The organism is uncultured Pseudoteredinibacter sp. (assembly GCF_947502065.1).
Classification (GTDB): domain Bacteria; phylum Pseudomonadota; class Gammaproteobacteria; order Pseudomonadales; family Cellvibrionaceae; genus Pseudoteredinibacter.
The window spans coordinates 361,687-381,343 of sequence record NZ_CANMYE010000001.1 but is presented as its reverse complement, the minus strand read 5'-3'; the positions used below and the strand labels follow the sequence as shown (position 1 = coordinate 381,343).

Below are 19,657 nucleotides of genomic sequence, written 5' to 3'. Positions count from 1 at the left end.
ACTTACGGACATATAACAAAATGGTTAGGGATTTTTGGCCATTGGTGGTCGCAATACTTATCGCCATTTTATCTACGCTACAGCCTTATAGCAGGACGCCACCGGCACATGAATTTCCTACAACTGCACCATTTGGAGATTTAGACCTAAGCGATTGGAACTACCGGGCTATTAAATTGGACCAACATTGGCAATGGCATCCAGAGCAGTTAGTCAGCCCCGGTAAAATATCAAATGACGCAGAGCACAAAGCTGTAGCGCTACCCCACTATTTTTCTGGGCAACAACACTTACGTGGTGAGCGCCAAAATTTCGGCAGTTATAGACTGCGCCTTAAGCTTCCAAAAAACGCTCACCAACAAAACCTTAGCCTAAGCCTAAGCTTCGTATGTAATAGCGCCACTGTTTTCTTTTATCCGCTTGGCAGCGAGCAAAATCAAATTAAGCCCATCTTAGAAGTGGGTAAAGTCAGCAAGGAATCTAAGGGCCACAGTGCGGAGTTGGGCCGCTTTCATGCCTCACTCCCACTGCAGCAAAACAAACTGCACTATGAGCTACTTATTCAAGTGGCAGGACACAATAGCCCCAATCCTGGGCTGTGCCAGGCGCCGGTCATAGCAACGGGTAAATCTATACAACGCCTTGAACAGTTACAGCAAATAAATCAGGGTTTTATCGTTGCAATTATTTTAAGTTTCGGTCTTTATGCCATTGGTACTTCAATTGCTGGCAGCCGCAACCGATCTTACCTGTGGATTGGTAGTGCCGCGGTACTGGTGGCGTTGACAAAAGCAAGCCTAGGAAATTTTTACAACCTCACACCAGATGAATCAATCAATGGCAGCTACCGATTTAGTTTTAGCCTGCTGTATAGCACTATTCTACTTGGCGGCGCTTTAATATTAGGTTTCATCCATCACAGCTTTAAGGTGAACTTCTTTAGCCACCGCCTTGTAAAAGCGAATTTACTAATCGCTTTCACACTTAGCTTACCTTTATTCTTGTTACCGGCAAGCTATAGCCGTGACCTTATATTTATCGTGGCATGCTTCGCTTGCGTGCAGTATTTATTGGTCTTATATCTATTACGTCAGGCCTTGCAAAATAGACTTATGTACGCACGGCGCATAACCCTATATACACTCCCGCTACTTATAGCCGCCCCGGTAGAGTTTGCAAAATACCTTGGTTTTTTGGGCGAAAATCAACTTCTTGTTGCCGCCATCGTCTTCCTTGTCGTAGCTCAGGGTTTAAACCAAAGTCAAAAGCTCGCTAGAGTGAGCAAACTAGCCTCTAGGTTATCTCAAGGCTTAGGCGACGCCGTACAAAAACAAACTGCTGATCTGCATCTAAAAAACCAAGAACTCTTGAAAACCCAGCAAGAGCTCACAAAAGCCAATCAGGAGCTGCGAGCCTTATCTGTGACCGATGGTTTGACCTCGGTATATAATCGTATGTATTTTGATCGACAGTTTATTGCTGAATGGCAGCGATCTCGTCGAGACCAAAAGCACCTTTGCCTTATGCTTATCGATGTTGACCACTTCAAAAAGATCAATGATGAATTTGGTCACTCAGCAGGGGATGGCATTTTACGGCGTATTGCTAAAGTGCTGCAGTCGCATTTTAAGCGTGGCAGCGATATCGTCTGTCGCTATGGCGGTGAAGAGTTTATTGTCATTTTAAGTGATAGCACCACCACCCAAGCAGGTGTATTAGCCGAGCAGCTGAGACAAAAAGTTGAGCAGGAAATAATTGAATATCTTGAGTCGAGGCTTCATATTACTATCAGTATTGGTGTCTGCGGCTTAACTCCGGGACCTGAGCATCAGCCCCTAGATTTACTGAATGCTACCGACCAGGCTCTGTACAAAGCTAAACGCGAGGGGCGTAATTGTGTTCGAGTGTCTAGCGCACCGGCTCCCAATAAAAGCAAGAAGAACTGAGAATACAGCACAGCCGGTACGCTTAAAATTCGGCCAGATAAGAAATAGCAGAAACGGCCACCCTCATCAAATCGAAAGTTTTAGCAATATCAGCTGCTCAGCCCCCTAGTTTTTAAGCGAATGATAGGGCAGAATTTCACACCATCCACACATTCACAATAGGAAGCTAAAGCCATGGCAAAGCTGATTATTCTCTTAGCCTTTATATTCTTGGCTTGGTACCTACGTAACCGTTTTATTAGCACCCCAAAAGCTGACAGAAAAAGGCTAATAACCGGCTGGCTACTATGGTTAACGGTTGCGATTGTTGTAGCAATGGCCTTAACTGGGCGGCTTCACTGGATCGGCGGATTAATGGCCTTGAGCGTGCCATTCTTACGTCAGTTCGCACTCTGGTTTATGCAGCGTAAACTCAATGAAATGGATCATAAAAATAGCAGCGCTCAAGAGCTATCACCTCAAAGCGACATGGACCGTCCAAAAGCGCTGCAAATACTCAATCTAGGTGAACAACCCAGTCGTGAAGAGATCATTCAGGCGCATCGTAAAATGATGCAAAAGAATCATCCAGATCAAGGTGGCAGCGACTATCTGGCCGCCATGCTGAATCAAGCGAAAGATCTATTAATTAAAGAGCTCAATGATGACGAATGACGATCCATGGTGGGTTTATATCATTGAGTGTCATGACGGCAGCCTATATACCGGAATCACCAACCACTTACTGCGCCGCTGGCAACAACACAATAGCGGCAAAGGTGCAAAATTTTTTCGCAGTCGCAGCCCTTTGCAACTGGCATGGATAGAATATCCACACGACAAACGGAGCGCAGCAAAAAGAGAATATGCGATTAAACAACTTAGCCGAAGAGATAAACTCAAACTCATCGCACAGTAGCTATTAATCTACCCTCGCAGCTCTAGCACAGCTGCCCTTCACAAAAGCAGCAAGCCTAGCGTCGAGAAGCTTCTAGGGCTTTTCATCCTCAGCAATACTCAGCATTGCGCTCAAACTACTAGAGCGAAACTCGCGAATATATAATACAAATATCACTACGGACACCGATAGCACCATTAACCTGGCATCGATAAACCAAGCCATACAAGCTAAGGCAAAATAGTAAGAACGTAGCCCATAGTTAAAACTATGCCCGGCTTGATCGAGGACCTTGGCCGTATATTTGGCATAACGCTTCACGGCATCTTTGGTTTCGTCGCTGTACTGCGGGGCTGCGCCTAATAAAACTGATACAAAACCAAATTGACGCAATGACCAGGTAAAAGTAAAAAAAGCATAGATAAATATACTGATTAAAATTACAAACTTTAGCTCTAACTCTTGCGTTGTTGACGGAGAAGTAAACGGCAATAACTCTAGGGTCAATTGAACCTTATCTGCCGCCGCAAGAGCAGTAACCAGACCCGCCAACACTAATAAAGTTGTGGAAGCGAAGAAGCTTACATTTCTCTCAATATTCGCCAGCAGAGCTGCATCTGCTACTCTCTGTTCACGCCTTAGAAAATGTTCCATCCAATCTACGCGATAGCGATGTAACACCGAAGCCAAACAATCCGTAGTTTTAGCCTTACGCTTAGCGAAACGCGTATAAGCAAACCAGCACCCTAATAACCAAACTAGAGCCAGAGCATCGATGAGCTGAATAAAGGCGAGCATTTCCATAGTCTATTCAATACTTGTGCGTTTTTCATTTAAACTTAGTGGGCTAAAGCTATGGTAGCATATAAAACCGCTTTCTTAAGCTGAGTAAACTTAGTGGCTATACTAAAGGCAGTAGCAACATGGGCACGGACAAACACAAAGTAAATGACAACAGACGACAAAGCTGTCATAGCTGCCATCGTCCTGCTTCCAATTGCATTTGTGATTTAGCTCAAAAGATAAACAATCATGTCAAAGTCCACCTACTCCAACACCCCAAAGAAGCCAAACACCCCAAGGGTAGTGCCATATTGTTACAGCTTAGCTTAAAGGATATCGAAACTTGGCAAGGCGAGTACTTCCCAAATCTGGAAGCCGAATTGAGCAATGAAAACTATTATGATCTCTTGCTCTATCCTGAGCTTGAAAGTCAGGATCAAAAAGAAAATGGCCATTGTTTGAATCGAAAACCTCGCCAAACAACACGGCTATGGGTTTTAGATGGCACTTGGAAAAAGGCCTATAAGATATTGCAATTAAACCCAGCATTGCAAAAACTCCCAAAGGTCAGTCCAGCTTACAGCTTGGAATCACAATATGAGATACGCAAAGCCCCTAAGAAAGGCCAACTTTCGACTTTAGAAGCTTGCTGTTATACCTTATCGGAGCTGGAAAACACTGAAAAGAAGTACGACTCGTTACTGAATTCTTTTATGGAGTTCAATCGACGTTGGCAGAATTTCTCACAAGCCTAAACGTTGACTTTACGCAAGTAAGCGATGATTACAGCCTCCCTCTAAGCAAAATACCTGCTTTGCACTGGCAATGGCCTCACTGCGATGAGCAACCGAAATTACAGTCTGACCAGAACCACAAAGCGATTCATAGATCCGTTTTTCATTATTAATATCTAAGTGGCTACTGGCCTCATCTAAAAACAGAATATTTGGCCTTCGGTATAAAGCTCGAGCCAGCAGCACTCTTTGCAACTGCCCACCGGACAAACTGCTTCCCATATCACCAACTAAGGAGTTGTAGCCCATCACCATAGCCCGAATATCATCATCTATGCATGCCATAGAGCAGCAGCGTTGCAAATGTTCAATATCGATCTGGGCATCAAAGAAAGCCACATTATCAGCTATGGTGCCCGCCATTAAAGTATCGTTTTGCATCACAGCTGCTAGTTGCTGACGATATTGATGTAAACCTAACTCTCGGATATCGACACCCTGAAAAAGAACAGCACCTTCTGTAGGCTGTAATAACCCCAGCATGATTTTTAACAAGGTTGTTTTTCCGCTGCCCGATGGACCGGTAATAGCGAGTGAATCCCCTGGCATGATCTTTAAATTAACGTCGCTAAACGTAGCTGAATATTGCCCCGGATACGTGAACGAAAGGCCTTTTAGCTCTAGAAGAGGTACATTGCTAGCTACCTTTTTAGCGACGCCGTGCCCTTCCCTATAAGCTTCTTGTTGCTCCAAGGCAATATCCGAAACCCGATCAAGGTGCAGCCTTAGTAGGCGAAATTGAATGATTTGCTCGGTTAGACCAATCAAGCGCTCTAGCAAGAGACGTTTATACGCTATAAATGAGATTAGTACTCCTATGCTGATCGTATTTCCTATAACCGCCATAACCCCAAGATAAACAACTAATAGATTACCAATACCAAATAGTAACTTTTCAAAAGATTCATAGAGTATGTTTAAATGGCCTATTGATATCTCAGCATTGATCTTATCTGCGTAACGCCCTTGCCAATTCTGTAAACGTTTATTTTCTGCGCCGAATAGGCGAATAGCTTGCATGCCACGAACGGTTTCCAAAAAACAACTATCCTCTTTAGCGGTGCACTCAATTAAGCTTTCATTAGCTTCTTTAAAACGACTATACAAAGTAAAACGAAACAGGAAATAGGCCAAGGCGATAGCCAAAACACAAAATGTCAGTTTTGGCGAGTAGATAAACATCAACGCCAAAACCAGAAATGACATTGCACCATCAACGATGGTTTCTACTACACCCTGAGTAATTCGCTCACGAATAAACCCTAATGAAGCGAATCGAGAAACCACATCGCCAACATGGCGAGCCTCAAAGAAGCTCATTGATAAGCGACTTAAATGGCGAAACAGATTACTCCCCATAAACAAGCTTAAAAGACTGGATAAGCGCAATAAAAGAAAGGATCGACATATCGAGGCTACAGTAGAAAATAAAGTGATCAAACAAAAACCGATGAAAACCACTAACATCAGAGATTTATCCGCTAACAACAAAATCTCGTCCATGACGATTTGCATGTAATAAGGCATAGCCAGTGCGCAGAGTTGAAGCACCACAGAAAGCAATAGCATTAGCACAAGTTGGCTAGGAAGGCCCTGAATACCCGACCATAACTGCTTTAAGCGTAAGGGGTTGCGGATATCCTTAAGTTCAAACCCTTCATTAGGACTAAGCTCTAAGGCAATACCCGTGAAATGCTGGGAAAACTCAGATAAAGCCATTGTTAGTCGCCCTTTCGCGGGGTCGACTATGACCACCTTTTTGTTAGAAGAAGAGACGCTTTCTAGCACTACAAAATGATTCATATCCCAGTGAAGAACACAGGGTGTTTGTAATTGAGCAATTTCTTGCAACTCGCACTGCAAAGCGCGGCTACCTAGGTGTTTTTCCTCTGCGGCGTCCATAAGTTGCTGCAGATTACAACCTTGCAGGCCTCCGCTCATACAGCCCCTTAGATTGGCCACACTCGACTTATAACCATAAAAGGACAAAATCATGGCGAGGCAAGCTAAACCACATTCAGCGACTTCAGACTGAAGAATAATAGGTACTTTTTTTGAAAATCCGAAATCCAGTAGTTCTGCTGTAGAGCCCATCAGGCATTCTCCTTTATCTACAATCTATCGATGGCTTCACTCAGACTTCCAATCAGCCACGCTAGTATTGATTTTCGCTGTTGAATAACATCAGCACTTAGCAACATCCCCTGTCGCAAACCATATTCCTTGCCTTGATATTGAATGGTCTGTGAATCAATACTTACCCAAGCACGATATACCGCAGTCTGCGGGCTAAGCTCCATCCTTACTTCGCCAGGGTGACTTAAACTTTGATCAAGTTTCAATAACTTACCTTTCAATGTGCCAAACTGCTGATAAGGAAAGGCATCCATACGAAGATTCACTGGCTGTCCCTCAGCTATCAGCCCAGAGCTGTTAGCAGGCAATAATAAAACCGCCTGCCAATTGGAACCTTTCGGGCGAACATCAACCACCGAAACAGCTGGATTGGCCAGCTCACCCTTACGAAGTAGCAAGCTAGATACCCTTCCTGAACTCTTCGCCACAAGATAAGACTGTTTCTCAGAACTAATATCCTGCAGCTTCAACTTTAACTGACTTCTTTTTTGCTCTAAAAGCAGCAGCCTTGAGTCAAGATCGTGCTTTAAGCGCTTTAAGGAATTTTCGATCTTAAATATTTCCCGACGCTTTAGGCTTGCTTGATATGCAAGATGTGTTATCTGACTTTTTTCTGATACAACTTTCTCGCGTACCAGATCTAAATCCTGAGCCCTGATAAAGGACTTCTCGACAAGTAATTGACTTCGGGCAAGCTGCTGTTCAGCTATCACCAACTTGGTTTTTGCAAGAGACTTTTGCGTGTTCAGAATTTCCAGCTCATGATTTAGAGTCTTGATTTCCAAGTGCAAAGCTCGAAGCTCTGTCTTTGTACTCTCTTTATGGAGATGCTCTTCCTCTGACAGACGAGAAAGATCATTTTGGATACTCAATATGGCCGCCTCAACTTTAGACACCCCAGAGTCACCAGTAATTCTATTGTGAGTAATACTGGCGAGCTTCTGCCCTTTTTCCACTAACTGACCCTCTGCAACATAGACTTCCTCAATAAGCGAGGGCTTATCCACAGTGTGCCGAGTTATAACCTCGGATGAAACAATATAGCCTTGGGCAAAGTTCTTTTTTGAATACTCCGCAACAGTCAAGAAACCTAATGCGACCAAAAAGAAACCTAGGAAAATCGAAATCCAAAAAAGCAATCCCTTCGAGTGAGTCAGTAAAACACGACCTTCCAGCCTATGAATTTGTTGATTAATGGCTTCTTGTCTGAACACGGGTCAACTCCAAGCTACTTTCAGAGACTTGCATAATAGATACCTGTGAATATAGGGAGAATCAGACAAAGAGTGTAAATCTATGAGTGGTAAGTAAGGCAAACGATGACAAATAGTATCAAATCAACTTATGGCTTATTTAATATATCAAGCAAAAAATTAAATTACATATGTCGCAAGATAGGAATCACAAATGTAAAGGAAGAAGCGGCCTTTTAAGAAAATATAGGTATCGACATGAAAACACTTAGCAATAGCACTCTGCATTTAATCTCCGGTGGGTATTTCAAAAATAGAAACTGGAACATAAGGCTAGATAAAGACGCATACACCAATCCGTCACTGCCATACGCGAAACCAATACACAAGTTTCAACTACTATAGGAGAGATACCAATGAAAACACTACAAAAAGCTAATGTAATCCAGGTTACAGGTGGACTCATTCCAATTGGAGTTGTAATCGTGGCGCACGTTGCTGCTAGAGTTGCTGCTCGATACGCAGCCAGAAAGATAGCAGCTGCAGCTGTTGCCGGCGCTGCAGGCGGTGCCACAACCGCGATTCTGGAAGACTAAGGAGGTAGAAATGAAAACTCTAAGCAGAAATCAGACGCAACAGACTTCTGGCGGCCTCTTATTTGTACCAGTAATTATTGCTATAGGGAAAGTAGTTACCTATTCAGCAGCTGGAGCTGCAGGTGCAACCGCTGGGTACTACACTTACAAAGCAACTAAAAAAGCTCTGAAAAAGTAGACTAGGCTAAAGTGGCTGGAAACAGCCACTTTTACTCGGCAGAAAACCATGAAATGTCCAAAATGCAACTTTGATATATCTTTACCCCAAAGGTCATCCATATTAACTGCTCTTTCCTGTCAATGCCCGCATTGTGGTGAGTTAGCAAAGCCAAAATGGATAGATAATAACAAAAAGTATATGTTATTGAACTTTGTTATATTCGTTTCCCTGTCGCTATTAGACTTCCACGAGCTAATTGGCAGAAGCGATGACATATGGATTTGTGGGCTATTCAGCTTCATAATAGCCACGCCCTTGATCTCTCTATTTTCGCCGCTAGTAGAGGACAATGATATTTAGTACTGAGCTTTCGTGTAATAAAAATTCTACTGGAGCAACTCACCAACTAAGTTCAATATCAGTACGCCTTTTTCCAATTGAATCATTAGATTTTTCAGTAAAATAAAAACCCTTGGAAAAACATTAGACCTCAGATTTGGTTAAATATAATTTGAGCCCACAGGGATGTGGGCACCTAAAAAGGAAACAACGAAATGAAAATAGCATGTGCCCTTGTTTTATTGCTAATCACTGCGGTTCAACTTGATGCCGGCCATTTTCTAGACGCCATAGCTTATTTGGGCATTTTTTTAATTACCATTAGCTTTCCCTACTCATTCCAAGAGCTTCGCAGCACTGTAATTAGCCTTAGTAACCCACTTCCAGCAAAAGAAATCGAGCTAAGCCAAGCGCTTGTAGGCTACGCAGGTACTTTTTTAGTTTTAGTTAGCCTAATCGGCGATATCTCCAAAACTATCTAACGGAATAGCCCATGCGAAATTTACACTGCACTTCAACAGGCTTACCCTGATGGTAAGCAGGCTTAAAAGTCCACTCATCAACCGCAGCCGCAGTATGATTGAAAAACGCTGGGTGGGTAGATTTAACATCCTCTACATTCTTCACGCGCCCGTGAACGTCTACCACTAAGGACACAATGGATTCACCTTGCTGCCTAGCCATTAATCTCTGCGCTGGATAAATCGGAGACTTACCTGAGAGAAATACAGGCAGAGTATCTGTAGCGGGCTGACACTTTTCGAGCTGTCTACTAGGAAGATCTTGTTTGTTCTTATAGCCTTTGTTTCGTGGAACTACTTCGCAGGCCGCCAAGCTTAAAACTAACGCTGATAAAGTAATAGAAAGCACTGGATAATTTTTAGGCAGCATGTAGACATCCTTTTCAATAAACATTGATTCGTAAAAACGCAGTGGCGGTGAGGCTCACTCCCGTTAACAAGCTGTTCAATCTATCGTCAAGCTTTAACCACTCACCGCCATATCAGCTCACCTTAGCGCATTAGGAGATAGAGTCAACACTAAGATCTTCTGCTTGAATGTTAATCTCTAGCCCGAAGCAAACTATTGCAACTGACTGCGATAACCCTACTAAAACAGATAAATTAGACACTAGGATCTCATTATGCGATTAAGCTCCGCAATACTTATTAGTTCCCTAGCGCTTAGCGCTAATGGCTGGGCAGACAGCTTTGATAGCACCAAGAGCAAAATTGAAGCTGCAATGAAAGCTGATATTCGAACTGAAAAAGAAACCGCCCGAGATCATAATCGAAAGCCCGTTGAAACTATGGAGTTTTTTGGCCTTCGAGATGATATGAAAATCGTTGAATTTATCCCAGGTGGCGGCTGGTACACCAAATTACTGGTGCCAGTTGTAGCCGAAAAGGGTGAGTATCATGCGGCTCTAGGCACCAGTCGCATTAGTAAATCTCTAGCGGATAAAGCCGGCTTTGAGAAGATGAACATCACTGAAAACGACGCTAAGTTCAGCCGAGAGCCAGGCGCTCGTTTCTCAGATTTGGAACTTAGCAAAATTGGCGTAAAAGACGCGGATATCGTTTTTACCTTCCGTAACTACCATAATCTGAGCGATAGCGGCCGTGCGGCTATGAACAAGGGTGCCTGGATGGCCTTAAAGCCGGGTGGTATTTATGCCGTTGTAGATCATACTGCACGCCATATGGAAGTAGGAAATAACAGTAATCGACGTCGTTTTGACCCTGTAAAAGCCATTAAAGAAATTCAGGACCAAGGCTTTGAGTTCGTAGATTATAGTGATATTCATTACCGCGAAGATGACGAGCTTCGCTATGAAGTTGGCGCCAAATCTGTAAGCGGTAATACCGATCGCTGGACATTAAAATTCCGAAAACCCAAATAACACCTCGCACTAAAAGTAGCGCCTCTTTTGAGAGGCGTTAGCAACCCTATTTATTCTTCAACTACACTGCTTACCCAAATTGGCGAAGAATAAGCTCTTTCTTGTATTAAAGCTGGCTCAGCATTCGCTTTATTCAAACCTAGTGCAATAGCATCGTATTGTGAGTGTCGCATTGTAGGCAGCTCTAACACCCTTACATAATAAAATGCCTTCTCCTTCGGATTAAACTCTGGATCTTGCCACTTCACAAAAAACTGCCGAGCTCCTTGCTCAGGGTTAAATCGCCCTGTTCTTAGATCAATATCCACCTTTGCTGCTACGAGTCGGCCTTTCTTATCAAGCGCCCTATCTCCGTGCCACGCGATATTAAATACCTCTTCCCTTAAGTTCCCCAGCTCATCCAACCAGCCCTTTACAATTTGAACCCGATCCAGCCCGATAGATTGCTCATCTCGTTTTACTTGCACCAAAAAGTCCGGAGAACTCGAATCAGAATCGAGCAGAAGGTCTCCGCCCATCGGAACTGCTAGGCGATATGCTTGTTTTAGCTCTGTCCCGCTTAGCTTTTTAATACTGGATAAATCACTACCTGCAAAAAAGCGCAACTGAATACGCGTGCCTGTCGTTGCATAAACTTCTCGACGTCGAAAAGAATCAAAGATTGCTTGTCTGCTATTCTCACTTGCCCAGACAGCCGCTAAACCTTGAGCAGACATGGACCATCCGCTCACACGGCCGTCTATTCGTGTATCGGCTTTATTCTCAGGTATCGAATCCCTTACCATTTTTCCGTGAAAATTATTTTCTTCGGCTGATGACAAACCTGTATGTGTATCACTAGAACCGATAAAGCCAAACTTGAATGGATTAGCACCATAGTACTGTTCCAGCTCTAGGCCTCGCTTTAAGGCGGGGCGAGCGAAGCTGCCCGCTTTTGCCTTATAACTACTATCATCGGCCCCCTGCTGAATAATAAAGTTGTAACGCTCGAAATCAGCGAACACATCATCAGGTGAGAGTACAGGATGGGTCTCTGAATCCCCCTTAAACTGAGTCATCTCAATAACCGGCTCCCATCGCCGGCGTTGATCAATATAAAGTTTGTCCATTTCACGCCCATCGATACGATGGTCTGGAAACATAAAGCCATTGGAAATATTTGGATTATGTGGAATCGCTATAAACTCGGACCCGCTCGCCTTACTTGTTTTGTCCAGCCAATTCCAGAGATCTTCTGGATACTGGCTTTGATCTGAACCAAAAGGAAGATAACGTAAAGCTTCGCTGGCGCCATTAGGCGTTATCACGACTCTATGAAGGTTATTGCCACTTGGTGTTGAGGACCACTCCCAACCTATAATCGCACTAAACTTACCGGGCTGATTGTGCTTTTCAGCTGCATCCACAACCTGCCTCCACGCCGTTGTTTCAATGCGCTCAGTATCACCAAAGAATCCACTGGGCGGCTCATTATTCAGATCCGTTACTGGGTCACCTTGTGGGTTTTCAGGTGGTTTAGGCTGATTATCTGATTCAATCTCATGGCCAGTTCCGGCCGAAATTTTATAACGCAAAACACGGGTCAAGAGCCAACGTTTTAAACCCGCCCAGAACCCTAACTCTTGATAGTGCTCATCACTTTTATACGCTGTCTCGATTACACCCATAAACTCGGCATGGTCGGCGACTACCAAGAAATCTAGTGGACGATTAATTTGCACCCTTGCCTTACTGTATGGATGAACTAGGGGCTCCCCTTGGGCCCAGCGAAAGGCCTCCTCCGGACCAATACTGAGATTACCATTCAAAAAAGAGTCGAAAGATAACTTGGTATGGACATGGGTATCCCCCCACAGCAACTGATCAGCTTCTTCAGATGCAAAAGCAGCTGGCATTAATAAAGCTGCCGCTAGGCAGCAAGCAACACGTATATTCATGGCACAGCACCTCAATGTGTATGCCTAGAATATATACTAGCTATGACTAACTTTTCAAGTAAAGGCCTTTTACTTAAGAGATAAAGCAAAGAACAAGAAGGAGCCCTATATTTTCATCCTTGCTATATAGGGCCGGTATTAATCGCTCCCCTATTTACAAACCCAACTCTGCTTCCATCGCTGCCGACTCAGCGTCACGCTGATAAATAAGCTCACCATTAAGAATCGTGCGCTCTATTTTTGCCTTATGAATCTTCTGAGGGGGTAAAGTGAAAAGGTTTTCTTGCATCACAATCAAATCGGCTTTTTTCCCAACTTCAATTGAACCCAGCTCCTTCTCTCGATTGATTTGGTAGGCCGCATCAATGGTGTAGCCCCTTAACATTGCATCTAGACTGAACGCTGACTCGGCTTGCGGCTGCGCTTGATTGGGACTGCTACCTGGTAGGCTTCTGGTCATACCTGATTCAATTTGAGCCATAGCAACCAAGCCTGGTAAACCGCCACTTACTGGAAAATCACTACCAAAGGTGACTTTACCGCCACTGCGATAAATATCAGCAAAACTATACAACTGAGACGATCGGTGCTTACCGAGCACCCTGGCAGAATGCGCACGATCCATACCAAACCATAACGGTGTTGTTTGCGCGACGACATCCAGTTGAGCAAATCGTTTATTGTCTTCAGGACGAACCAGCTCTGTATGCGCTGTAGAAAAGCGATTGCTGCTATTAGGGTTGTTGGTGCGAGCAAATTTAAAAGCATCTAAGGCTTCTTTAATCGCCCTATCCCCAATAGAGTGAATATGGATATTAAAGCCTGCCTTATCTACGGACAGCACCAAATCAGCCAAGCTTTTGCCTTCAAGTATCAAACCACCATAATTACTTGTGTCATTTAGATAAGGCTTTATTTGAGCTGCCGTTTCTGCTTCTGTAGTTCCATCATTGTGGATCTTTAAAGTGTTCGGCCAAACCAAGTCAGACTTGTACTTCTTATAAAGTGACTGAAGATCACTAACGGCACTGCTTGCCTTGCGCGGATCCAATAAACTTAGCGAGGTCATCATGCGGGTTTTTAGCTGCCCTTCTTGCTCTAAGGACTGCAGAGCTTGATGCCCTGTTTCCGTCATACTGAGCATGCCTGCATCAAAAACCGTGGTATAACCCAACATTGGGAACATCGGCATTAAGCCGCTTAATTGTTTTTTTACATTTTCAGCCGAGTAAACACCAAGGGCTTCTACTAGAGGCTCTACAGCTTGGGTTTCCAATGCATAACCCGTTGGTTCACCGTTTTTATCACGTCGATAAAAATGTACGCCAGGTACAGGATCTTTCGAATGCTTATCAATGCCCGCTAAGGCGAGTGCTTTCGAGTTTGCCCAAGCACTATGGCCGCCATCATCAAGAAAGACGATGGGTCTTTTGTCATCTAGCTTATCCAATATTTCTTTGCGTGGACCTGCTTCTGCGAAACTATCAGCATAGAAGCCGAAACCAAAAATAACTGGGGCATCAGCATTTGCCTTTAGATATGACTTGATTTGCTCTATGTAAGAATCAACATTGGGTTTTTCCACATTAAAGACCAAGCCCGACGCCAACACAGAGCCGAATACCGGGTGTGCGTGGGTTTCGATTAATCCGGGTAACATCAGCTTGCCGTTCAGATCAATTCGCTGTGCACCTTGATCTAGATAAGCTTTCTCGCCTTCTCGATCGCCTACATAGACAATGCGATCATCTGTGACCACAACCGATTGCGCCCAGGCTTGCTCCGGGTTCATGGTATAGATCTGGCCATTACTGTAAACCGTGGTGGCTGCCAATATTTGGGTACTAAAAAGACCGGCCGCTAGGCCGGTAAGAGCTTTACAACGCAAAACACCGCTCAGGGATTTTTTAAAATTCATCATCAGGATCACCTATTCGAAAACCGCCTTATCAGAAGACGGCTTCTTACTTTGACTTATGTTATTTAATCGAAGGGCTTACCATTCGTAAGAAAGCTCTATCGCCCAAGTTCGAGGCATGCCTTGCACCCGATTAAAGCTTCCAAGATCATCAGAGCTGCGGCTTAAGGTATAGGATTCATTAGTCAAATTATTAATCCGTAGAGCCGCCTTCCAGTCTGCTGCTAGAGGCACCAGCTCGAAACGCATACCTAACAAGGAATAGGCTTCTATACCAAATAAGGCCCTGTCTAGATCGGTGCCGTAGGCAGCATCAGCATTAACATCATCTCGCCAGCTGTAATTCAAGGAGCTGTTAAGTTCATAGTTATCACCAAGATTAACGTGATGATCTACTTGAAGTCCTAAACTGTATTTTGGTGCAAATGTGCGCTGTAAGCCTTGAAGTGGAACCTCTACACCGTCTGGATCTAAGCCTATCGTCGCGCTATCGGAAATGCTTGCATCCAGATAATTAGCCTGCAAGGAAAGCTGCAAGCCCTCTATGGACTCGGGTAAATAAACAAATTCTAGCTCTACACCTTTATGTTCAGCATCGCCGAGATTGCCCAATTTAGTGAGCACTTCACCCAATTGATCGCTAAACACTTGCGTAAAGCCTTGCACATCCTGGTAATCGTAGTAGTACAAAGCGCCGTTGAAACGTAGGCGGCGATCCAATAAATCTGTCTTCCAGCCAAGCTCATAGGACCAGATAATTTCCTCATCGTAGGCGCTAAGCTCTGCTTCGCTAAAGGCAAAGCCACCAAAGAAGCCACCTGATTTAAAGCCACGGGTCGCCTTGGCGTAAAACAATAAATTATCATCAGGCGTCCAATCCAATCCTATATGCCCAGAAAAGTGGCTGTCTAAATCGGCTTCTTGATTAACATTATTCAACCAGAAGAAAGGCGCCAATGCCCCGTCGCCATTGATATCGATACCACTGGCTTCCGATTCAAAGAATCGATAATTAATCAGATCTTTATCTTCCTTGGTGTAACGTAGCGAACCATGTAACTTCAAAGCTTCTGTAAATTGCCATTCCAGCTGGCCGTATGCCGCGAGCGATTGGGTTTCTTGGGTGAAAGCCCGATAACCTATAGCGGGAAAATCGACTAACTGACTAAGATCGGTATCACGCCGTGCCTTGATTTCTTCATCGCTGTAATTTGTTCCGAATAACCAATAGAGCTGTTCAGAAAACTCTCCTTGCCAGCGAAACTCTTGGGACCAACCCTTTAACTCACTTTGGCTAAACTCATGAAATAAGGTGAGATGGGAAGCGTCAAAGTCGTAATCTTGCTTAAAGTTATAATCCATTACCGTCGTAATGGAGGTAAAGCTCAGGGACTCACCTTCCCAATTCCAACGCATATTGGCGCTGCGCCAATCATTATCTAAAGCGTTAATCGGATTTGATGTGGCACGGCGGCCCTGAGAGTCTTGCTCGCTTGCCAAGGGCCCAGTGCCGGTATCAAAGACAAAGTTCGACAATACATTCGCTAAAGCAAAACACTGCTCATTAGCTTGGCCACCTGCTGCGACACTAGGGCAGCGAGCCGAAGCATCGCCCAATAGGCTTGCCTGGCCTTGCGCTAAATAGGTTTCGGATTTGTCACGACCGGCATCAAGCTTTAATAACATTTCGGTGTTTTCGTTTAGCTGCCAAGCCAGTTGGGCACGAATAGCGCTAAAATTTTGATCGCCATACTCGTCGTCAGCTTCTGTGGCCAAACTGTCCTGCCAGCCACCACCTTGGCTCGTTACCGCCGCCACACGTAGTGCAACTGAATCGCTTAGATCAAAACCGCTAGCGGCCTCTATACGACTTTTATTCCAGCGACCATAGCTCGCTCGTAGATAACTATTATTTTCTTCGCCTACTTTTGCAGCTCTGGAATTGACCCTAACAGCGCCACCGCTCGTATTACGGCCGTATAAGCCACCCTGAGGCCCCTTTAAAATCTCTACTTGTTCTATATCGAATAAACCAATGCCACCTAAAACATTGGAAAACATGTAGGCCTCATCGTAAAAAATGGCCGCTGTTGGCGTGTTGTTGGGGTTGAAGTCTGATAAACCCACGCCACGAATCACCCAGGTGGGCTGACCTGATCCGCGATCATCGAAAATCTCTGCGCCAGCTACGTTCTCGGCCAGCTCCTGCAAGCCGGTGTTACCCAATTTAGAAATCTGATCGCCATTAAATGTGCTAACAGCTACAGAAATATCTTGGCTACTCTGATCACGTTTTTGGGCCGTGACTACCACCTCTTCAAGTCCTGCAGAGCTCTGTGCTTTAACAGCGAGTGGTAAACAGGCAAGAGCAAAGCTGGCTAAACCTATTGCTTGGCGATTCATAGTCGACTCCGATGTTATTATATGAATGATTATTCACATTCATATTGCAACAAGGACAACACGGGCGTCAACTAAAGTGAATAATTATTCACATAACCCTTTTGGGGTAATTGGCCAAGGCTCAGCTAGCAATAGGGCATAGCTGTGAAAACAGACATGCTGGTATACTGCGTGCTAAGCCATTGATATATAGATTATTATGAGCAATAGCCTAAAAAAGCAGCCCAGCCAAAAGCGGTCTCAAGAGCGGGTACAAAAAATACTAGTAAGCTGCAGCGATTTGCTTCGCAAGGAGGGCTTACAAAGCCTAACCATGCCCAAATTGGCAAAAGCGGCCAATGTATCGGTTGGCTCCTTGTATCAATACTTCGAGAATAAACAGGCCGTGTTGCAGGCCTTGTACGAGGATTATCTATTTACTCTGCGGCAGCTCATTAGCGACTTCCTACCTCAGCTAGCAGAATACCAAAACTGGAAAGACGGCATGGGACAGCTCCTGGAGAACTTGTTTGAGGCAGAGCAAGCATCGGGGACAATGAGCGAGCTTAACCAAGCGATGCAGCTTTACCCTGAGCTGGAGGCCTTAGACGAGCGTCACCAAAAAGAAGTGAGCGCCCTTTTGATTCAAGTACTCAAACACTACGATTTTCCTGGCAGTAAATCACAACTAGAGCAGCTGATGAACTTCACCTATGCGATAAATATTGGCACTTGGTCATATCGCACTCGCTTTAGTAGCCCTAAGCAACTTAAGCAGGCGAATCACTGGGAGAAAGTGGCCACCACCGCTGTTCTTGAAGACTACCTATTGAGCTTTGAGGGCTAGCAATTAGCTAGCCTCAGTGTAGTTTTTAAAAAGCCCCATCACCTCTTTGCTTCGGCGCAAACCAAGAATACGCATAGTGCACATCACCCCGCCCATGAGGCCGCCGCCAACTCCCGCCGTCATAACATCGGCACCGGTCATATATAAATTTTTGATGTCCGTTTCTGGATGCATACAGGCCTTGTCGAATCGCTCTACCCAGTGATCGACACCGTAAATCTCGCCGGCGTTATTATGTTGGTAAAACTGAGTGGAAAGCGGAGTCGATAGCTCGTAGTAATCCAAAGCTTCTCGAAGCTGAGGACGCTGCTTAAATAGTTTTTCTAATAGCTCTTTAGCAAGCGCCTCTTTTTTTGCCTCATAATCATCACCACGTTGCTGCCACATGGTTCCCTGCCAGGGCTCGTAGTCTTCAATATTGGCAATCGTTACAATTTCTACCGTACTCTTATCGGGAAAGCGTTCATTCCACTGCGGGTCTTTGGTGCTAGGGAAAGAGATATAAATCAATGGAAAATCACTGTGCTCACCTTTTCGAAAAGCGTCAACATTTCCCTCATGATCACCACTAGGATAAATCCATAGATTGGTAGTATCCAAGCCCAAGGCCTCCTTACTGCCTTTAAAACCAGCGTAAAGGCAGTAACTTGAACTAGAGTGATTTAATTTCTCTTCACCTAACCATTGTTGCACATTGTGCTGTGCCCTACTGGACTCTGGATATAACTTGCCGAGTGTTTTATGCAATCCGATATTGCTCACAACCAGATCGGCGTAGAGCTCATCACCATTGGCCATCTTAACGCCGCAGGCTTTGTTATCTTTCACCAACACCTCTTCAACTTCGGCATAGGTGAAAACCTCACCGCCACTGACTTGAATAGTTGGAATAATGGAGCGGGCTATTTCACTGGCTCCGCCCACTGGATAAGCACCACCGGCAAGATAGTGCTTTGCGATAAGAGCGTGCATTAAAAAAGCTGCATCGCGTGGCGTTTGGCCGTAATCGCCCCACTGGCCGGTGAGCACGCTGATCAGGTCCTGATTGTTAGTTAGACCTTCTAAAACCTCACGAGTAGACTGAAAAAATTCCTTACGCACTATCAAGGGACGAATACGTTTGTATATGGCCGCCATCCACCGTGGCATGGCTTGGCCGGCAAAAAACTTAGGCGTGGAGCTGGACATATCCCGTATTAACGCGACATATTTTTCAATGGCTTCACGCTCTTGGGGAAAGTGCTTAACGAGCTCTTCAATAAAATTATCGCGACCGGCTACAAAATCATGGGCCTTATCAGCAATAATAATTCGATCATAAACAGGGTCCATCGCGGCCCACTTCAAGCGGCCATTACTGAGCACATCAAACATGCGCTTCATTGTCGACGGCTTATGTACCTCGCCAATATAATGCACTCCTACATCCCACTCATAGCCTTCACGTTCATAAGCATGGGTGTAGCCACCGGCAGTATAGTGTTGCTCTAGTACGCACACCTTTTTACCCAACAAAGACAATAAGGCAGCTGTCGTTAAGCCACCCATTCCTGAACCGACGACAATAACATCGTAATGCTCATCAGCACGCCCTGTGCGATAACGCTTGCCAGTTCGAACATTAACTTTCTTTGCTTTAGCCATAGAAGCACTCTTCTTATTGTTGGTTTTAGCCGCTAAATCAGATAACTGTGGCAGGCGCTACCTTTGCCAACAGTAATATGCAACTTATTGCATATCAATATTGACTAGAGTATACAAGCGAGACTCATTATGCAAACTTTTGCATAACAGGTTTTCAGGCTACAATAGCCGCGCACTCACCCACTAAGATCAGAAGATATAC

General features: G+C 44.6%; 17 protein-coding genes. 9 read left to right on the top strand and 8 right to left on the bottom strand.

The features are described from left to right. The first annotated feature begins 20 nt into the window (after positions 1 to 20). The 3 genes from Q1A41_RS01675 to Q1A41_RS01665 all read left to right on the top strand — a co-directional run bounded on the left by Q1A41_RS01675 (position 21) and on the right by Q1A41_RS01665 (position 2,844). Positions 21 to 1,946 (top strand): GGDEF domain-containing protein, encoded by a 1,926-nt coding sequence (locus Q1A41_RS01675; RefSeq protein WP_299973797.1) that lies wholly within the window; start codon positions 21 to 23, stop codon positions 1,944 to 1,946. A 174-nt stretch (positions 1,947 to 2,120) separates the two neighbouring features. Beyond that, positions 2,121 to 2,600, top strand: a complete 480-nt coding sequence (locus Q1A41_RS01670; protein WP_299973794.1) for a molecular chaperone DnaJ — start codon at positions 2,121 to 2,123, stop codon at positions 2,598 to 2,600. Continuing rightward, positions 2,587 to 2,844: a GIY-YIG nuclease family protein gene (locus Q1A41_RS01665; RefSeq protein WP_299973791.1), complete on the top strand. Its 258-nt coding sequence runs from the start codon at positions 2,587 to 2,589 to the stop codon at positions 2,842 to 2,844. The genes Q1A41_RS01670 and Q1A41_RS01665 overlap by 14 nt, the downstream gene beginning before the upstream one ends. 72 nt (positions 2,845 to 2,916) lie before the next feature. Here the strand turns inward: Q1A41_RS01665 and Q1A41_RS01660 are convergent, their stop codons facing one another. Beyond that, positions 2,917 to 3,627, bottom strand: a complete 711-nt coding sequence (locus Q1A41_RS01660) for a DUF599 domain-containing protein (protein WP_299973788.1) — start codon at positions 3,625 to 3,627, stop codon at positions 2,917 to 2,919. A 119-nt stretch (positions 3,628 to 3,746) separates the two neighbouring features. Between Q1A41_RS01660 and Q1A41_RS01655 the strand changes: the two genes are divergently transcribed. Continuing rightward, on the top strand, positions 3,747 to 4,361 hold the full coding sequence (locus Q1A41_RS01655) for a tRNA-uridine aminocarboxypropyltransferase (RefSeq protein ID WP_299973786.1): 615 nt from the start codon (positions 3,747 to 3,749) through the stop codon (positions 4,359 to 4,361). Positions 4,362 to 4,370: 9 nt separating this feature from the next. Here the strand turns inward: Q1A41_RS01655 and Q1A41_RS01650 are convergent, their stop codons facing one another. Continuing rightward, entirely contained in the window at positions 4,371 to 6,494 is a 2,124-nt protein-coding gene (locus Q1A41_RS01650; RefSeq protein WP_299973784.1) for a peptidase domain-containing ABC transporter, read from the bottom strand. A gap of 17 nt (positions 6,495 to 6,511) precedes the next feature. After that, the gene (locus Q1A41_RS01645; protein WP_299973781.1) at positions 6,512 to 7,750 is read right to left on the bottom strand and encodes an HlyD family efflux transporter periplasmic adaptor subunit; all 1,239 of its coding nucleotides are present in this window, start codon (positions 7,748 to 7,750) and stop codon (positions 6,512 to 6,514) included. A 395-nt stretch (positions 7,751 to 8,145) separates the two neighbouring features. On the opposite strand from Q1A41_RS01645, the gene Q1A41_RS01640 reads away from it, so the two are divergent. The 3 genes from Q1A41_RS01640 to Q1A41_RS01630 all read left to right on the top strand — a co-directional run bounded on the left by Q1A41_RS01640 (position 8,146) and on the right by Q1A41_RS01630 (position 9,306). After that, positions 8,146 to 8,325 carry a hypothetical protein gene (locus tag Q1A41_RS01640; RefSeq protein WP_299973778.1) on the top strand — a complete coding sequence of 60 codons (180 nt, stop codon included), beginning with the start codon at positions 8,146 to 8,148 and terminating at the stop codon, positions 8,323 to 8,325. 10 nt (positions 8,326 to 8,335) lie between these two features. After that, complete coding sequence (locus Q1A41_RS01635) at positions 8,336 to 8,503, top strand: hypothetical protein (protein ID WP_299973775.1); 168 nt, start codon at positions 8,336 to 8,338, stop codon at positions 8,501 to 8,503. Between the two features lie 536 nt (positions 8,504 to 9,039). After that, the gene (locus tag Q1A41_RS01630; RefSeq protein ID WP_299973772.1) at positions 9,040 to 9,306 is read left to right on the top strand and encodes a hypothetical protein; all 267 of its coding nucleotides are present in this window, start codon (positions 9,040 to 9,042) and stop codon (positions 9,304 to 9,306) included. Here Q1A41_RS01630 and Q1A41_RS01625 read toward each other — a convergent pair. Continuing rightward, positions 9,299 to 9,715: an energy transducer TonB gene (locus Q1A41_RS01625; RefSeq protein ID WP_299973769.1), complete on the bottom strand. Its 417-nt coding sequence runs from the start codon at positions 9,713 to 9,715 to the stop codon at positions 9,299 to 9,301. The genes Q1A41_RS01630 and Q1A41_RS01625 overlap by 8 nt on opposite strands. A gap of 253 nt (positions 9,716 to 9,968) precedes the next feature. Here Q1A41_RS01625 and Q1A41_RS01620 point away from each other — a divergent pair, with 253 nt between their 5' ends. Beyond that, positions 9,969 to 10,727 carry a methyltransferase gene (locus tag Q1A41_RS01620; RefSeq protein ID WP_299973766.1) on the top strand — a complete coding sequence of 253 codons (759 nt, stop codon included), beginning with the start codon at positions 9,969 to 9,971 and terminating at the stop codon, positions 10,725 to 10,727. Positions 10,728 to 10,777: 50 nt separating this feature from the next. Here the strand turns inward: Q1A41_RS01620 and Q1A41_RS01615 are convergent, their stop codons facing one another. From Q1A41_RS01615 to Q1A41_RS01605, 3 genes are all read right to left on the bottom strand, one after another. Next, positions 10,778 to 12,664: a DUF3604 domain-containing protein gene (locus Q1A41_RS01615; RefSeq protein WP_299973763.1), complete on the bottom strand. Its 1,887-nt coding sequence runs from the start codon at positions 12,662 to 12,664 to the stop codon at positions 10,778 to 10,780. A gap of 154 nt (positions 12,665 to 12,818) precedes the next feature. Continuing rightward, the gene (locus Q1A41_RS01610; RefSeq protein ID WP_299973761.1) at positions 12,819 to 14,585 is read right to left on the bottom strand and encodes an amidohydrolase; all 1,767 of its coding nucleotides are present in this window, start codon (positions 14,583 to 14,585) and stop codon (positions 12,819 to 12,821) included. 75 nt (positions 14,586 to 14,660) lie between these two features. Continuing rightward, positions 14,661 to 16,985 (bottom strand): TonB-dependent receptor, encoded by a 2,325-nt coding sequence (locus Q1A41_RS01605; RefSeq protein ID WP_299973758.1) that lies wholly within the window; start codon positions 16,983 to 16,985, stop codon positions 14,661 to 14,663. Between the two features lie 199 nt (positions 16,986 to 17,184). Here Q1A41_RS01605 and Q1A41_RS01600 point away from each other — a divergent pair, with 199 nt between their 5' ends. After that, positions 17,185 to 17,811 carry a TetR/AcrR family transcriptional regulator gene (locus Q1A41_RS01600; protein ID WP_299973755.1) on the top strand — a complete coding sequence of 209 codons (627 nt, stop codon included), beginning with the start codon at positions 17,185 to 17,187 and terminating at the stop codon, positions 17,809 to 17,811. A 3-nt stretch (positions 17,812 to 17,814) separates the two neighbouring features. Here Q1A41_RS01600 and Q1A41_RS01595 read toward each other — a convergent pair whose 3' ends face one another. Next, complete coding sequence (locus Q1A41_RS01595) at positions 17,815 to 19,455, bottom strand: NAD(P)/FAD-dependent oxidoreductase (RefSeq protein WP_299973752.1); 1,641 nt, start codon at positions 19,453 to 19,455, stop codon at positions 17,815 to 17,817. Between the last annotated feature and the right edge of the window lie 202 nt (positions 19,456 to 19,657).

Excerpts from the sequence above, each read along its gene's own strand:
- Q1A41_RS01670 (WP_299973794.1), top strand. The coding sequence starts at position 2,121 with ATGGCAAAGCTGATTATTCTCTTAGCCTTTATATTCTTGGCTTGGTAC.
- Q1A41_RS01625 (WP_299973769.1), bottom strand. The coding sequence starts at position 9,715 with ATGCTGCCTAAAAATTATCCAGTGCTTTCTATTACTTTATCAGCGTTA.
- Q1A41_RS01610 (WP_299973761.1), bottom strand. The coding sequence starts at position 14,585 with ATGATGAATTTTAAAAAATCCCTGAGCGGTGTTTTGCGTTGTAAAGCT.
- Q1A41_RS01675 (WP_299973797.1), top strand. The coding sequence starts at position 21 with ATGGTTAGGGATTTTTGGCCATTGGTGGTCGCAATACTTATCGCCATT.
- Q1A41_RS01630 (WP_299973772.1), top strand. The coding sequence starts at position 9,040 with ATGAAAATAGCATGTGCCCTTGTTTTATTGCTAATCACTGCGGTTCAA.
- Q1A41_RS01605 (WP_299973758.1), bottom strand. The coding sequence starts at position 16,985 with ATGAATCGCCAAGCAATAGGTTTAGCCAGCTTTGCTCTTGCCTGTTTA.
- Q1A41_RS01620 (WP_299973766.1), top strand. The coding sequence starts at position 9,969 with ATGCGATTAAGCTCCGCAATACTTATTAGTTCCCTAGCGCTTAGCGCT.
- Q1A41_RS01595 (WP_299973752.1), bottom strand. The coding sequence starts at position 19,455 with ATGGCTAAAGCAAAGAAAGTTAATGTTCGAACTGGCAAGCGTTATCGC.
- Q1A41_RS01660 (WP_299973788.1), bottom strand. The coding sequence starts at position 3,627 with ATGGAAATGCTCGCCTTTATTCAGCTCATCGATGCTCTGGCTCTAGTT.
- Q1A41_RS01635 (WP_299973775.1), top strand. The coding sequence starts at position 8,336 with ATGAAAACTCTAAGCAGAAATCAGACGCAACAGACTTCTGGCGGCCTC.
- Q1A41_RS01665 (WP_299973791.1), top strand. The coding sequence starts at position 2,587 with ATGATGACGAATGACGATCCATGGTGGGTTTATATCATTGAGTGTCAT.
- Q1A41_RS01650 (WP_299973784.1), bottom strand. The coding sequence starts at position 6,494 with ATGGGCTCTACAGCAGAACTACTGGATTTCGGATTTTCAAAAAAAGTA.
- Q1A41_RS01615 (WP_299973763.1), bottom strand. The coding sequence starts at position 12,664 with ATGAATATACGTGTTGCTTGCTGCCTAGCGGCAGCTTTATTAATGCCA.
- Q1A41_RS01655 (WP_299973786.1), top strand. The coding sequence starts at position 3,747 with ATGGGCACGGACAAACACAAAGTAAATGACAACAGACGACAAAGCTGT.
- Q1A41_RS01640 (WP_299973778.1), top strand. The coding sequence starts at position 8,146 with ATGAAAACACTACAAAAAGCTAATGTAATCCAGGTTACAGGTGGACTC.
- Q1A41_RS01600 (WP_299973755.1), top strand. The coding sequence starts at position 17,185 with ATGAGCAATAGCCTAAAAAAGCAGCCCAGCCAAAAGCGGTCTCAAGAG.